The following is a 14629-nucleotide window of genomic DNA, read 5'->3' as shown; positions in this document are numbered from 1 at the left end:
CGGGTCTGTCAGCGGGCGGGGGCGTCGGGGAGCGGGGTGTCGGGGAGCGGGGTGCCGGTGTCCGGGGCGCCGGGGAACGGGACGTCGGTGGGTGGGTCGTGCGGGGCGTCGTGGGGGCGTGTTCCTGGGGCGAGGCGGACCGTGGCGGCCGTCCGGGCGAGGACGTCCGCCGGGTCGACGCCGGGCGCGGTCTCGGTGAGGACGAGGCCGTCGTCGGTCACGTCGAGGACGCCGAGGTCGGTGACGATCCGGTCGACGCAGCCCCGGCCGGTCAGCGGGAGGGTGCACTCCTCCACGATCTTCGGGGTGCCGTCCTTGGCGGTGTGGGTCATCACGACGATGACGGTCCGGGCTCCGTGGACGAGGTCCATCGCTCCGCCGATGCCGGTGACGAGCTTGCCCGGTACGGCCCAGTTGGCGAGGTCGCCGCGGGCGGAGACCTGCATGGCGCCGAGCACGGCGACATCGATGTGGCCGCCGCGGATCATCGCGAAGGAGAGCGCGGAGTCGAAGTAGGAGGCTCCGGGCAGGACCGTGACGGTCTCCTTGCCCGCGTTGATGAGGTCCGGGTCGACCTCGTTCTCGGTGGGGAACGGGCCCGTGCCGAGGATCCCGTTCTCCGACTCCAGGACCACCTCCACCCCCTCGGGGAGGTGGTTGGGGATCAGGGTCGGCAGTCCGATGCCCAGGTTGACGTACTGACCGTCCTTCAGCTCGCGCGCGGCCCGGGCCGCCATCTGCTCGCGGGTCCAGCTCATCGCGTGGTCCTCTTCTCTATCCGCTTCTCGCGGGCCTGTTCCGCGGTGAGGGCGACGACGCGCTGGACGAAGATGCCGGGGACGTGCACGGCGTCCGGGTCGAGTTCGCCCGGTTCGACCAGCTCCTCGACCTCGGCGATCGTGACCTTGCCGGCCATCGCGGCAAGGGGGTTGAAGTTCCGCGCCGACTTGTTGAAGACCAGGTTTCCGTGGCGGTCGCCGCGGGCCGCCCGGACGAGCGCGAAGTCGGTGCGGATGCCGTGCTCCAGGACGTACGCGACGCCGTCGAACTCCCGTAGCTCCTTCGGAGGCGAGGCGAGGGCGACGCCGCCCTCCCCGTCGTAGCGCCAGGGCAGGCCTCCGTCGGCTACCTGGGTGCCCACCCCCGCGGGGGTGTAGAAGGCGGGGATCCCGGAGCCTCCGGCGCGGAGCCGCTCGGCGAGTGTGCCCTGCGGGATCAGCTCGACCTCCAGCTCACCGGCCAGGTACTGCCGGGCGAACTCCTTGTTCGCGCCGATGTACGAGCCCGTCACCCGGGCGATGCGCCCGGCGGCAAGCAGGACGGCGAGGCCGGAGTCCATGGCTCCGCAGTTGTTCGAGACGACCCTCAGTCCCCCGGAACCGCGTCGGTGGACGGCGTCGATCAGGACGTTCGGTACGCCACTGAGGCCGAATCCGCCCACGGCGAGCGAGACCCCGTCCCCGACGTCGGCCACCGCCTCGGCGGCGGTGGGGACCACCTTGTCCATTCGAGAGCCTCCGAATTAGTCAGTGCACTGAGCATCTTCCGATGCCGTCATGCTGGCATCGGTACCGGCGAGCGTCAATAGGCGCCCGGAGCGGGGCGCGTATCGTTCAGTACCCCCACGAACGCAACCGGAGGCAGACGATGGCCGCGGTGGATCTGACCACCCATCCCGGGCACCTGGCCCGGCGGCTCCAGCAGGCGCACCACCTGCTGTGGACGACGATGGTCTCGGAGGAGATCACCTCTCCGCAGTTCGGCGTCCTCAACGCGCTGACCGCCGAACCCGGCCTCGACCAGCGGACCGTGGGCGAGCGCGTGGGCCTGGACCGTTCGACCATCGCCGAGGTCGTCAGCCGGCTCACCCGCCGCGGCCTGCTCGACAAGGTGCGCGACCCCGAGGACGGTCGGCGCTTCCTGCTGCGCCTGACCGAGGAAGGGCAGCGGACGCACCGCCGGCTGACCGTGCGTACCGCGCGGATGAACCAGGTCTTCCTCGCCCCGCTCTCGTCCGAGGAGCAGACGCAGTTCATGAGCCTGATGCAGCGGGTGTCGGACGCGGCGGAGCGCCTGCGCGACCCGTCGGAGCCGGTGCCCTCCTGACGGCATGACAGCCTGACGGCCTGGCTGCCTGACGGCCTGGCTGCCTGACCACCGGGGCCTTGGGTCCTCCCGGGGCCGTGGGGCCGCCTGGGGCATGGGGCCCCCGGGCTGCTCAGGCTTCCGGTACGTGGGCGAAGCGTCCCGCCGTGCGCAGGTCGTCCTCGATCCGGGCGACCGCGGCGCGCAGCTCGGGCAGCACCTCGCCGACGCACTCCTCGACCGTGCGCCGGCTGCTGTGCATGGCGACGTTGACGGCCGCCACGACCGCCCCCGTGCGGTCGCGCACCGGTACGGCGATGGAGCGCAGCCCCTGTTCCAGCTCCTCGTCGACGAGGGCGTACCCCTGCTGCCGTACGCGCTCCAGAACGGCGGCGAGTTCCGTGCCCGAGGTGACGGTGCGCGGCGTGAGCGCCTGCGGCTCGACGTCCGCCAGCCACTCGGCGCGGGCCTCGGGCGGCAGATCGGCGAGCATCACCCGGCCCAGCGAGGTGGCCTGGGCCGGGAACCGGGTGCCGACCGTGATGTGGACGCTCATGATCCGGCGGGTGGCGACCCGGGCGGTGTAGCGGACGTCATGGCCCGCGAGCACGGCGAGGGACGCCGAGTCGTGGACGCGCCGCGAGAGTTCCGCCAGGTGGGGGGCGGCGATCTGCGGGAGCGGCATCCGGGAGAGGTACGGGTAGCCGAGGGCGAGGACCTGGGGGGTGAGCCGGAAGAGCCGCCCTTCGGCGGCGACGTGTCCGAGATGCTCCAGGGTGATCAGGGCGCGCCGGGCGGTGGCCCGGGCGAGCCCGGTGGCCTCGGCGACGGCGGTCAGGGGCAGCGCGGCCCGGCCCTCGCCGAAGGCGGTGAGGACGGTGAGCCCCCGGGCGAGGGACTCGATGAACCCGCGCCCGAGCTCCTGCTTCGAGGCGTGGGTCCAGTCGGCGAGACCGGCGGAGGCCGTTCCGCCCGCGCCGCCGGGCGGCTCCGGCGCGGTGGCGCCCAGCGGCACGAGGGCCTGGAGACCGGTCGGCTCCGGCGGCGTCCCGGGGCGGGCGCCCCGCGAGGCCGCCTGCGGCGAGCCCCCGTCGAGACCCGGTGAGCCGGCCTCCGAGGGAGCCGGGTCGGGGCTCCGCGGGTGGGTGCCGCCCCGGGCGCGTGATCCGCCGCGAGGTGCGTCTCCGGTCGCCGCCCGCCGCGTCGCGACCTCGGCGGCGTGTCGCTTCAGCAGCTCCTCCCAGTCCGCGACCGCTCCCCGCAGGCGCGGCAGCATCGCCTCGCGCAGCGAGTCCGCGCTGTGGCGGCTGGTGTGGCTGACCACGCTGGCCACGCAGGCCACGGCGCCCTCCCCGTCCCGTACGGGCAGGGCCAGCGCGACCAGGCCGGGCTCGATCAGCTGGTCGTCCAGGGCCCAGCCCCGCTCGCCCGCCCGCGCCGCGCGCGCGGCGAACTCCTTCTCGTCCGGCCCGGCACCGGGCGGTACGGCGGGAAAGCCGGCGTTCCCCGGATCGGCCGTCCGGCGCGCCCGCCACCGCTCCCACTCCGTCTCCGTCCAGCGCACCGCGAACAACGCCCCCGGGGCGGTCCGTTCGGCGGGGAGCGGGTCGCCGATGCGGAAGCTGAGGGACATCGCGCGCCGGCGGGTCGCCTGGTGGACGAAGCGGATGCCGTCGCCGTCCGCGACCGCGAGGGAGACCGACTCGTCGAGCTCGTCCGCGAGCGCGTCTGCGGGGCCGCCGAGCAGCGCGGGAAGCCCGAGGGCGGCCAGGTACACGTTGCCCAGCTCCATGAGCCGGGGTGCGAGGAAGACGTCACGGCCGTCGAGCCGTACGTATCCCATGCGGGCGAGCGTGCCGGTCACCCGGTCGACGGTGGAGCGGGCCAGGCCCGTGGTGCGCTCCAGCTCACTGAGGCTGAGGGCCCCGTCGGCGTCGGTGAGCCGGCGCAGCACCATGAGGCCGCGCATCAGCGGCGCGACGGCCTCCGGCGGCACGGCCGCCGACGCTCCGGCGTCCGGCGCCGGAGGGGTTTCGGTCGGTGGCATGGACTCTCCCTGACGGATCTCGGGGACACCGTAGAGGACGGACGGCTGAGGGGTCCGACGCGTCCACGCGGGCGTTGACAGCCGGGCACGGCAGGCGCAGACTCGGCCCACTCTACGGTGAAGTTTTCTTCACTATACGAACATGGAGGCCTGATGCACACCACCGTCGGGATCGTCGGGGGCGGTCCCTCCGGGCTGCTCCTCGCCCGCCTGCTGCACGGCGCGGGGATCGACAGCGTGGTCCTGGAGTCCCGCGACCGCGCGTACGTCGAGCGGCGGCAGCGCGCCGGGATCCTCGAACAAGCCACCGTCGACGCCCTGCGCGCCGCCGGGGCGGGTTCCCGTCTGGATGCCGAGGGCATCCCCCACGACGGCATCGAGCTGCGCTTCGACGGACGTGCGCACCGGGTCGACTTCCCCTCCCTGACCGACGGCCGCCGGGTCTGGGTCTACGCGCAGACCGAGGTGGTCAAGGACCTGATCGGCCTTCAGCTCGCCGACGGCGGACCGCTGCTGTTCGAGGCCGAGGTGCGGTCGGTGGAGGGCGTCGACACGGACCGCCCGGTGATCCGTTACGCCCACGAGGGCCGCGAAAAGACCCTGACCTGCGACTACGTGGTCGGGTGCGACGGCTTCCACGGCGTGGCGCGCACGGCCGTCCCGGAGGGTGAACGGAGGACGTACGAGCGGACGTACCCGTACTCCTGGCTCGGCATCCTCGCCGAAGCCCCGCCCGTGTACGAGGAGTTGATCTACGCCCACTCCGAGCGTGGCTTCGCGCTGGCCAGCATGCGCTCGCCCACGGTGAGCCGGCTCTACCTCCAGGTACCGAACGGCACCGACCCGGCCGACTGGCCGGACGACCGGATCTGGGACGAACTCGACGCCCGCTTCGCGCTCGGGGAAGCCCCCGGGTGGCGGCTCGCGCGAGGCCCGGTCACCCAGAAGTCGGTGCTGCCGATGCGCAGTTCGGTGACCGAGCCGATGCGGTACGGGCGGCTGTTCCTCGCCGGGGACTCGGCGCACATCGTCCCGCCGACCGGCGCGAAGGGGCTCAACCTCGCCGCCGCCGACGTGATCGTCCTGGCGCGGGCCTTCGCCCACCTGGCGGCGACGGGCTCGACCGAGCTGCTCGACGGCTACTCCGACGCGTGCCTGCGCCGGGTGTGGCGCGCCGAGCACTTCTCGTACTTCATGACGACGACGCTGCACAGCGACCCGGCGCAGTCCGGCTTCGACACCCGGCTCCAGCTGTCCCAGCTCGACCGGATCGCGAGTTCTCGGCACGCGGCCGCCGAACTGGCCCAGAACTACGTGGGGTTGCCGCTCGACCCGCAGACCTGAGCGGAGCCCCGCGCTTCCCCGCGAGGCATGCGAGGGCCCCGCTCGCGCCAGTCAAAGGCCCCGCGAGGCTGTCGGCCGCGGCCGCTACGCGGCCACCGCGGCGGCCCTCAGCGCCGAGGCGTACACCTCGTCGGGGTCGAGCCTGCGCAGTTCCTCGGCGATCAGTTCGGCGGTCGTGCGGACCTTCAGGGCGAGGACACGGCTGGGCTGGCCGGGGATGGACAGCCTCGCGACCGGGCCCTCGGGCCGGTCGATGCGGATCTCGCCGTCGGGCGTGCCGAGGCGCACGGCGGTGACGACCGGCCCGTCCGTGACGACCCGTTCGACCGGGACGCGCAGCCGGTCCTCGAACCAGCGGGCCAGCAGTTCGGCGCTGGGGTTGTCGGCCTCGCTCTCCACGGCGGCAGAGACGACCGTCGCCCGGGCCTGGTCGAGGGCGGCGGCGAGCATCGAGCGCCACGGGGTGAGCCGGGTCCAGGCGAGGTCGGTGTCGCCGGGGGCGTAGGAGGCGGCGCGGACGTCGAGCGCGGTGAGGGGGTCCTCGACGGCGTACGCGTCGGTGATCCGGCGCTGGGCAAGCGTGCCGAGCGGGTCCTTGGACGGGACCTCGGGGGCGTCGACCGGCCACCAGACGACGACGGGGGCGTCGGGGAGCAGCAGCGGGAGGACCACGGAGTCGGCGCGGGCGCCGAGTTCGCCGTACAGCCTGAGCAGGACGGTCTCCCCCGACCCGGCGTCACTGCCGACGCGGACCTCCGCGTCGAGGCGGTCGTCCTGGCGCCGCCGGGGCTGGCGGGCGTGTCGCTTGATGACGACGAGGGTGCGGGAGGGGTGTTCGCGGGAGGCCTCGGTGGCGGCCTTCAGCGAGTCGTAGGCGTTCTCCTCGTCGGTGACGATGACAAGGGTGAGCACCATGCCGACGGCGGGGGTGCCGACGGCCCGGCGGCCCTCGACGATCGCCTTGTTGATCTTGCTGGATGTGGTGTCCGTGAGATCGATCTTCATGGCCCGCGCCCGTTCCCTCCGTCGCCGTGTGATCGCTGCGGCCTTCTCCCTGAGCCTACGCGGGCGACGGCGGTCCCGCCCCACTCGCCGGTACCTCCGTACGGAACCCGTGTACGCGACGGCGGCGCGAGGAGCTCCCCTACGGAACGACCGCCGAGCCTGGCGCTCCGGGCCCGCTCGGGGAGATCATCATCGGCATGACCACCACGGAAACGATCACCGCCACCGCCTCGGGCACCTGGACACTCGGCGACCTCACGGTCAACCGCATCGGCTTCGGCGCGATGCGCCTCCCCCAGACCGGAGAGGCACTGATCGAGGCCGCCACGCCCCGCGACCGGGACCAGGCCGTCGCCGTCCTGCGCCGGGCGGTCGAACTCGGGGTGAACCACATCGACACCGCCGCGTTCTACTTCTCGCCGCTGCGCTCCGCCAACGAACTGATCAACCGGGCCCTCGGCCCCTACCCGGACGATCTGGTCATCACCACCAAGGTCGGGCCGGGCCGCGACCCGTCGGGACACTGGATGCCCCACGCCACCCCCGGACAGCTGCGGGGGCAGGTCGAGGAGAACCTGCGCCAGCTCGGCCGCGACCACCTCGACGTGGTGAACCTGCGCGTCGTCGGCACCGACTCGATCGCCGAGCGTTTCGGGGCGCTGGCCGAGCTGCGCGCGGCCGGGCTCATCCGCCACCTGGGCCTCTCCAACGTCCACCCCCACCACGTGGCCGAGGCCCGGGCGATCGCCCCGGTGGTCTGCGTACAGAACCAGTACGGGATCGGGGTACGGCCCGACCACGACGCGTTCGTCCGCGAGTGCGGCGAGCAGGGCATCGCGTACGTGCCCTTCTACTCCATCGCCGGAGCGGGCCGCGAGGCCGGATCCCAGGGCGCGGCGGACGGCGAGGTGCTCGCCGTCGCCCGGGCGCACGGGGCGAGCCCGACGCAGGTGCGGCTCGCGTGGACGCTGCACCGGGGGCCGCACGTGCTCGCGATCCCCGGCACCGGCGACCCGGACCACCTGACCGCCAACGTCGCCGCGGGCGCGCTGCGGCTCACCGAGGACGAACTGGCCGCCCTGGACGCCCTGCACCGGCGCGGCGGCGTCGCGTAGGACCGCTCCTGGCCGTTCCTCAGGCGCGCCCCGCGGCCTTCTGGCTGCGCCGGGACAGCGAGTCGACGACCACCGCGGCCAGCAGGACCGCTCCGGTGATCATGAACTGGACGGCGTTGCTGACGCCCATGATGTTCATGCCGGACTGGATCGACCCGATCACCAGCGCGCCGAGCAGGGCCGACCAGACGGAGCCGCGGCCGCCGAACAGGCTGGTGCCGCCGATGACGGCGGCGGCGATGACGTTCATCAGCAGGTTGCCGCCGCCCGAGGTCTGGCTCGCGGACTGGATCTGCCCGGCGAGGAAGAGACCGCCGACCGCCGCCATGGTGCCGGCGATCGAGAACACGGTCATCCGGATGAACGCCACGCTGATACCGGCCCGGCGCGCGCCCTCGATGTTGCCGCCGACGGCGAAGATCTGACGTCCGTACGTGGTGCGGCGGAGCACGAAGTCCACGACGACCAGCAGGACCAGGAAGATGAGGAGGGCCAGCGGGAGCCCCTGGTACTGGTTGAGGATGTAGGCGGCGGCGAAGGCGATCGCGCCGATGACGACCGTACGGATCACGATCTCGGCGATCGGCCGGTACGGCACCCTGGCCCTCTGGCGGCGCCTGGCGTCGAGGAGGGCGGCCGTCAGGAAGAGCCCGACGCCGACGGCGGCGGTCACATAGGCGGCGGCCGGGCTGTGGAAGATCTTCGAGTAGAGCTCGGAGACGATGCTCTCGCTGGGGATGTTGACCGTGCCGCTGGTGCCCAGCACCTGGAGCATGAGTCCGTTCCAGGCGAGGTTGCCGGCCAGCGTCACGACGAACGCGGGCACGCCGACCTTGGCGAAGAAGAAGCCCTGGATGAGTCCGACGGCCGCTCCGCCGGCGATGGCGACCAGGAGCGCCAGCCACTCGTTCATGCCGTTCATGACGTTCAGGACGGCGAAGATCGCGGCGCACAGGCCGCTGACGGATCCGACGGAGAGGTCGATCTCGCCGAGCAGCAGGACGAAGACGATCCCGATGGCGATCATTCCGGTGCCGACGATCTGCTGGCTGAGGTCGGAGAGGTTCTGCGCCGAGAGGAACGCGCTGTCCAGGGAGCCGAACACCGTCCAGATGATGGCCACGGCGATGACCACCGGCAGGGAGCCCAGCTCACCGCTGCGGAGCTTGCGCCTGAACTCCCCGAGGTACCCCTTGATGCCCTCCTCCCGGACGATCAGCCGGGTGTCCACGGCGGGGACGGCGTCATGGGCCGGCCCCTGGCTGTTCCCCTCGCCGGATCCCGGGAAGGAGGGGTCGTGGCGGCCTCGGTCGCGCCTCATAGCTCCTCCTCCCTCTTACGGGCCTGGCGGCGGGTCACGGCACTGTCGCTCGCCCCGGTGATGGCGGAGATGATCTCCTCCGTGGTGGTGGAGCGTCTGTCGAAGAAGCCGTTGTTCCGGCCGAGGCGCAGGACGGCGATCCGGTCCGCGACCGCCATGACGTCCACCATGTTGTGGCTGATCAGGATGGTGCCGAGGCCGTGTTCGCGGAGCCGTTCGACGAGGTCGAGGACCTCGGCGGTCTGCTCCACGCCCAGCGCGGCGGTGGGTTCGTCCAGGATGACGACCTTCGGTTCGCCGATCAGGGACCGGGCGATCGCCACGGTCTGGCGCTGGCCGCCGGAGAGCGAGGCGACGGGGATCCGGACGCTGGGAATGCGGATGGAGAGCGTGTCGAGCAGTTCGCGCGAGCGCTGTTCCATGCGGACCTCGTCGAGCACGCCCCAGCTCTTGAGCTCACGGCCGAGGAAGAGGTTGCCGACGACGTCGAGGTTGTCGCAGAGCGCCAGGTCCTGGTAGACGGTGGCGATGCCGAGATGCTGGGCGTCATGGGGCCGGTTGATGCTGACCGTGCGGCCCTCCCAGGTGATGACGCCCTCGTCCGGCGGGTTCACCCCGGCGATCGCCTTCACGGCGGTCGACTTCCCGGCGCCGTTGTCGCCGACGAGCGCGACGACCTCGCCGGGGTGGACCTCCAGATCGAAGTCCGAGAGGGCCTGGACGGCACCGAACCGCTTGGAGAGCCCCCGCAGAGTGAGTACAGGTGTGTCGGGCACCTTCGACCGCCTCCTGCCCGTCCCCCGTTCGGCTACGGCTGGTGTACGGAGACGGCCATGGCTACCGCCCACGCGGGGCTACGGTTCGCGCACGCCCACGGGCACGGTCGCCATGGCTCGCACCGCGACGGCTACTTCAGGCCGGCTTCCTCGCAGGCCTGCGCGTAGGTGGGAGTGCAGATCTCGTCGACCGTGTACAGACCGTCCTTGACGACCGTGTCCTTGATGTTGTCCTTGTCGACGACGATCGGGGTCAACAGGTTGGCCGGGACCTTCTGGCCGCTGCCGCTGGTGACGGTCGTCGGCGTCAGGGACGCGGGAAGCTCCTTGCCCTCGGCGAGATCAACGGCCATGGTGGCGGCGATGTCGGCCTCCGGCTTGTACGGCTTCTCGACCGTGATGGTCTGGGTGCCGAGGAGAATCCGCTGGATGGCGTCGAGCTGGGCGTCCTGACCCGTCAACGGCACATTGATGCCCGCCGACTTGAGCGCGGTGGCGATGCCCGCCGCCAGGCCGTCGTTGGCCGAGTACACGCCGACGATGTTCTCCTTGCCCAGTGCGCTGATCGCACCCGACATCTGCTGGTTGGCGTTGTTGGGGTCCCAGTTCGGGGTGTCGTACTCCTTGCCGATCTTGACCTTGCCGTCCAGAACCGAGTGCGCGCCGGCCTTGAACTCCGCGGCGTTGGGGTCCGTGGGCGAGCCGTTGTGCATCACGATCTGGCCGGTCTCGGCCTTGTCACCGAGCGCGTCGAGCAGCGCCTGCCCCTGCAACTCGCCGACCTTGCGGTTGTCGTACGAGACGTAGGCGTCGACGGGACCCTGCGCGAGGCGGTCGTACGCGACGACCTTCACGCCCGCGTCATGGGCCTTCTGCACCGAGGACTGGATCGACTTGGAGTCCACGGCGTCCAGGATCAGCACCTGGTCGCCCTTGGCGAGCGCGGTGTTGACCTGCTGCTGCTGGGTGGTCGCGCTCTCGGCCGCGTTGTAGTAGTCGATCTGCGCGTCGGGCGCCAGTTCCTTGATCTTCTGCTCGATGTACGGCCGGTCGAACTTCTCGTAGCGCGTGGTCTTGCTCTCGGGGAGCAGCAGGCCGATCTTGACTTCCTCCTGCTTCGCTGCGCCCGGCTGGGCTCCGCTCACGGACACCGCGCCCAGGGAGAGGGCTGCGGCACCGGCCAGGGCGATCGCGCCACGCAATGTGCGGGTCATGGGGGGCTCCTTCCGTACGCCCCCTCCCCTTCACCCGGTGAGCGCAGGAGACAGGGGGTGCACATGCGGCCTTAATACGACATTAGCTGCAACTGGAGCACCGGCAAGCGGGTGAACGGCTCGGGCGGCCCGCGGGCGGAAGCTGCCCGGCGACGATCGCGCCGAGGCAGAGCGCGAACCCCATGAGCTGAACCGGGCCGAGCGTCTGGCCGAGCAGCACGGCGCCGAGAACCGCGGCGACCAGCGGTGAGAGCAGGACGAGCACCGCGACCGAGGTGACGGGCAGGGCGGTGAGGCCGCGGAACCACAGGACGAAGGCGAACAGGCCGCCGACCAGTCCGAGCCAGAGATAGCCGAGGACGATCGAGGTCACCGACGCGCCGACGCGGGTCGAGTACGTCGTCTGGAGCCGCGCCGCCCGCACACCCGCGGCGACCGCGTTCCTCACGATCCTCGACGTCCCGGACCTCGACCGCGCCGACGCGGACCGGAAGCGCCCCTGACCCGCGGACCGGTCGGGGCCGGACGGGGCCGGACGGGGCCGGACGGGGCCGGTCGGGGCCGGTCGGGGCCGGTCGGGGCCGGTCGGGGCCGGTCGGGAGGGCCTACCCGACGGGCCGCAAGGCCCCGCCCGCCCAGGTCGGGAGGCCCGTGCCGGACCGGTCAGGAATCGAGAAGCGCCCGCCCCGGGCCGCACGTAGCGTTGCTGCATGGGCGCCCGACGGGCCGCGCGACCGGCCCGGCCCACGCATCCGGGCTCCCCCCGAACCACCGGGTCCCGACCGGCCCACGACCTCAGGAGCGACCATGACCGGCTCGTCCACGCAGGGGATCAAGACCGTGCTGCACCCCGTGTCCGACCTGGCGAAGGCCAAGGCGGTGTACGCCGCCCTGCTCGGCATCGAGCCCCAGGCCGACAGCGAGTACTACGTCGGGTTCGACGCCGAGGGCCAGCACATCGGGCTCGTGCCGAACGGCGGACCGCAGGGCATGACCTCGCCGGTGGCCTACTGGCACGTACCCGACATCGAGGCGAAGATCGCCGAGGTCACGGCCGCCGGCGCCACCCTGAAGGAGCCCGCGCACGACGTCGGCGGCGGCCGTCTGGTGGCCACCTTCACCGACCCCGACGGCAACGTCCTGGGCCTGGTCCAGGACCGATGAGCGACGGCGCCCCGGCGGCAATACCGTTGCCGCCCACGGCGTCGACGGCATAGAACGACAGACGTACAGGTCGAAACCGGTGGGGTCGAGCCGGGCGACACCGACGGAGGCCACGGAAGCGGCCACCGCCTCATGGATGGAGACACGATCAGCATGGCCACGAGGAAGGGCGCGCAGTCGCCCGCGCCGCACGGTGCCGACAGCCACGACCTGATCCGCGTGCACGGCGCGCGGGAGAACAACCTCAAGGACGTCAGCATCGAGATCCCGAAGCGCCGGCTGACGGTGTTCACCGGAGTCTCCGGCTCGGGCAAGAGCTCGCTGGTGTTCAACACGATCGCCGCGGAGTCGCAGCGGCTGATCAACGAGACGTACAGCAGCTTCGTCCAGGGCTTCATGCCGACCCTCGCCCGCCCCGAGGTCGACGTCCTCGACGGTCTGACGACGGTGATCACCGTCGACCAGCAGCGGATGGGCGCCGACCCGCGCTCCACCGTCGGCACCGCCACCGACGCCAACGCGATGCTGCGCATCCTCTTCAGCAGGCTGGGCAAGCCGCACATCGGGCCGCCCAGCGCGTACTCCTTCAACACCGCCTCGGTCCGGGGGAGCGGCGGGCTCACCGTCGACCGCGGTGCCGCCAGAACCAAGACCGTGAAGGCGACCTTCGAGCGCACCGGCGGCATGTGCACGCACTGCGAGGGGCGGGGCAAGGTCTCCGACATCGACCTCACCCAGCTCTATGACGACTCCAAGTCCATCGCGGAGGGCGCGTTCACCATCCCCGGCTGGAAGTCGGACAACGTGTGGACCGTGGGGATCTACGCCGAGTCGGGCTTCCTCGACCCGGACAAGCCGATCCGCCGGTTCACCAAGAAGGAGATGCAGGACTTCCTCTACCGCGAGCCGACCAAGGTGAAGGTCAACGGTGTCAACCTCACCTACGAGGGGCTGATCCCGAAGATCCAGAAGTCCTTCCTCTCCAAGGACAAGGAGGCGATGCAGCCGCACATCCGGGCGTTCGTGGAGCGGGCGGTCACCTTCACCACCTGTCCGGAGTGCGACGGCACCCGGCTCAGCGAGGGGGCCAGGTCGTCGAAGATCAAGCGGATCAGCATCGCCGACGCCTGCGCGATGGAGATCAGGGACCTCGCCGAATGGGTCCGCGCTCTGAAGGAGCCGTCGGTGGCGCCGCTGCTCGCCGCGCTCCAGCGGACCCTCGACTCGTTCGTCGAGATCGGTCTCGGCTATCTCTCCCTGGAACGGCCCGCGGGCACGCTGTCGGGCGGCGAGGCCCAGCGCGTCAAGATGATCCGGCACCTCGGCTCCGCGCTCACCGACGTGACCTATGTCTTCGACGAGCCGACCATCGGTCTGCACCCCCATGACATCCAGCGGATGAACGACCTGCTGCTGCGGCTGCGCGACAAGGGCAACACGGTCCTCGTCGTGGAGCACAAGCCCGAGGCGATCGCGATCGCCGACCATGTCGTCGACCTCGGCCCCGGCGCCGGTACGGCGGGCGGCACCGTCTGTTTCGAGGGGACGGTCGAGGGGCTGCGGGCCGGCGACACGGTCACCGGCCGTCACCTCGACGACCGGGCCGCCCTCAAGGAGTCGGTCCGTACGCCCTCCGGCGCGCTGGAGATCCGGGGTGCGACGGCGAACAACCTGCGGAACGTCGATGTCGACATCCCGCTCGGCGCCCTGGTCGTCATCACGGGTGTCGCCGGCTCCGGCAAGAGCTCGCTGGTGCACGGGTCGCTTCCGACCGGCGAGTCCGTGGTGTCGGTCGACCAGACGCCGATCCGCGGCTCGCGGCGGAGCAACCCGGCGACGTACACGGGTCTGCTCGACCCGATCCGCAAGGCGTTCGCGAAGGCCAACGGCGTCAAGCCGGCGCTGTTCAGCGCCAATTCCGAGGGCGCGTGCCCCACCTGCAACGGCGCCGGGGTCATCTACACCGACCTCGCGATGATGGCCGGTGTCGCCACTCCCTGCGAGGACTGCGAGGGGAAGCGGTTCCAGGCGGAGGTGCTCGAGTACCGGTTCGGCGGCCGTGACATCAGCGAGGTGCTCGCGATGTCGGTGACCGAGGCCAAGGAGTTCTTCGGCGAGGGCGAGGCGGCCACGCCGGCCGCGTACAGGATCCTGGAGCGGCTCGCGGACGTCGGGCTCGGGTACCTGACGCTCGGCCAGCCGCTCACCACCCTGTCCGGGGGCGAGCGCCAGCGGCTCAAGCTGGCCACCCACATGGCCGACAAGGGCGGTGTCTACGTCCTCGACGAGCCGACCACCGGTCTCCACCTCGCCGACGTCGAGCAGTTGCTCGGTCTGCTCGACCGGCTCGTCGACTCGGGCAAGTCGGTCATCGTGATCGAGCACCACCAGGCGGTCATGGCGCACGCCGACTGGATCATCGACCTCGGTCCCGGCGCGGGCCACGACGGCGGCAGGATCGTCTTCGAGGGGACGCCCGCGAAGCTCGTCGCCGACCGCTCCACCCTCACCGGCGAGCACCTCGCGGCCTACGTCGGAGCCTGAGCGCGCCGTGACGG

12 protein-coding genes and 1 pseudogene are annotated in these 14629 nt (G+C 71.8%); 5 read left to right on the top strand and 8 right to left on the bottom strand.

Going from position 1 to position 14629, the window contains the following annotated elements:
- Positions 1–8: 8 nt before the first annotated feature.
- Positions 9–758 (bottom strand): CoA transferase subunit B, encoded by a 750-nt coding sequence (locus tag M5362_RS00215; protein ID WP_260225119.1) that lies wholly within the window; start codon positions 756–758, stop codon positions 9–11.
- Entirely contained in the window at positions 755–1507 is a 753-nt protein-coding gene (locus M5362_RS00210) for a CoA transferase subunit A (protein ID WP_260225118.1), read from the bottom strand. Before M5362_RS00210 ends, M5362_RS00215 begins: the two co-directional genes overlap by 4 nt.
- A gap of 140 nt (positions 1508–1647) precedes the next feature.
- Here M5362_RS00210 and M5362_RS00205 point away from each other — a divergent pair, with 140 nt between their 5' ends.
- On the top strand, positions 1648–2106 hold the full coding sequence (locus M5362_RS00205) for a MarR family winged helix-turn-helix transcriptional regulator (protein ID WP_260225117.1): 459 nt from the start codon (positions 1648–1650) through the stop codon (positions 2104–2106).
- Positions 2107–2218: 112 nt separating this feature from the next.
- On the opposite strand, the gene M5362_RS00200 is transcribed toward M5362_RS00205, so the two are convergent.
- On the bottom strand, positions 2219–4132 hold the full coding sequence (locus M5362_RS00200; RefSeq protein WP_260225116.1) for an IclR family transcriptional regulator C-terminal domain-containing protein: 1914 nt from the start codon (positions 4130–4132) through the stop codon (positions 2219–2221).
- A 153-nt stretch (positions 4133–4285) separates the two neighbouring features.
- Here M5362_RS00200 and M5362_RS00195 point away from each other — a divergent pair, with 153 nt between their 5' ends.
- Positions 4286–5476, top strand: coding sequence for a 4-hydroxybenzoate 3-monooxygenase (locus M5362_RS00195; RefSeq protein ID WP_260225115.1), 1191 nt, complete (start codon positions 4286–4288; stop codon positions 5474–5476).
- 84 nt (positions 5477–5560) lie between these two features.
- On the opposite strand, the gene opcA is transcribed toward M5362_RS00195, so the two are convergent.
- Positions 5561–6481 (bottom strand): glucose-6-phosphate dehydrogenase assembly protein OpcA, encoded by a 921-nt coding sequence (gene opcA / locus M5362_RS00190; RefSeq protein ID WP_260225114.1) that lies wholly within the window; start codon positions 6479–6481, stop codon positions 5561–5563.
- 197 nt (positions 6482–6678) lie between these two features.
- On the opposite strand from opcA, the gene M5362_RS00185 reads away from it, so the two are divergent.
- The gene (locus M5362_RS00185) at positions 6679–7596 is read left to right on the top strand and encodes an oxidoreductase (protein WP_260225113.1); all 918 of its coding nucleotides are present in this window, start codon (positions 6679–6681) and stop codon (positions 7594–7596) included.
- Positions 7597–7615: 19 nt separating this feature from the next.
- Here the strand turns inward: M5362_RS00185 and M5362_RS00180 are convergent, their stop codons facing one another.
- The 4 genes and pseudogenes from M5362_RS00180 to M5362_RS00165 form a co-directional block, all read right to left on the bottom strand.
- Positions 7616–8917, bottom strand: coding sequence for a sugar ABC transporter permease (locus tag M5362_RS00180; RefSeq protein WP_260225112.1), 1302 nt, complete (start codon positions 8915–8917; stop codon positions 7616–7618).
- A complete protein-coding gene (locus tag M5362_RS00175; protein WP_260225111.1) occupies positions 8914–9693 on the bottom strand; it encodes an ATP-binding cassette domain-containing protein in 780 nt (259 codons plus the stop codon). Before M5362_RS00175 ends, M5362_RS00180 begins: the two co-directional genes overlap by 4 nt.
- Before the next feature lie 131 nt (positions 9694–9824).
- Positions 9825–10907: a sugar ABC transporter substrate-binding protein gene (locus tag M5362_RS00170; protein WP_260225110.1), complete on the bottom strand. Its 1083-nt coding sequence runs from the start codon at positions 10905–10907 to the stop codon at positions 9825–9827.
- Between the two features lie 82 nt (positions 10908–10989).
- Positions 10990–11265: pseudogene (locus M5362_RS00165) on the bottom strand (EamA family transporter); the annotation flags it as partial.
- Positions 11266–11714: 449 nt separating this feature from the next.
- Here M5362_RS00165 and M5362_RS00160 point away from each other — a divergent pair.
- Both M5362_RS00160 and M5362_RS00155 read left to right on the top strand, forming a co-directional pair.
- Positions 11715–12071: a VOC family protein gene (locus tag M5362_RS00160; RefSeq protein ID WP_260225109.1), complete on the top strand. Its 357-nt coding sequence runs from the start codon at positions 11715–11717 to the stop codon at positions 12069–12071.
- Between the two features lie 153 nt (positions 12072–12224).
- On the top strand, positions 12225–14615 hold the full coding sequence (locus tag M5362_RS00155) for an excinuclease ABC subunit UvrA (RefSeq protein ID WP_260225108.1): 2391 nt from the start codon (positions 12225–12227) through the stop codon (positions 14613–14615).
- Positions 14616–14629: the final 14 nt, after the last annotated feature.

It is taken from the genome of Streptomyces sp. Je 1-79, assembly GCF_025195125.1.
In the GTDB taxonomy this organism is placed as follows: Bacteria; Actinomycetota; Actinomycetes; order Streptomycetales; family Streptomycetaceae; genus Streptomyces.
The sequence above is the reverse complement of the archived record's forward strand: the minus strand, read 5'-3'. Positions and strand labels throughout refer to the sequence as shown.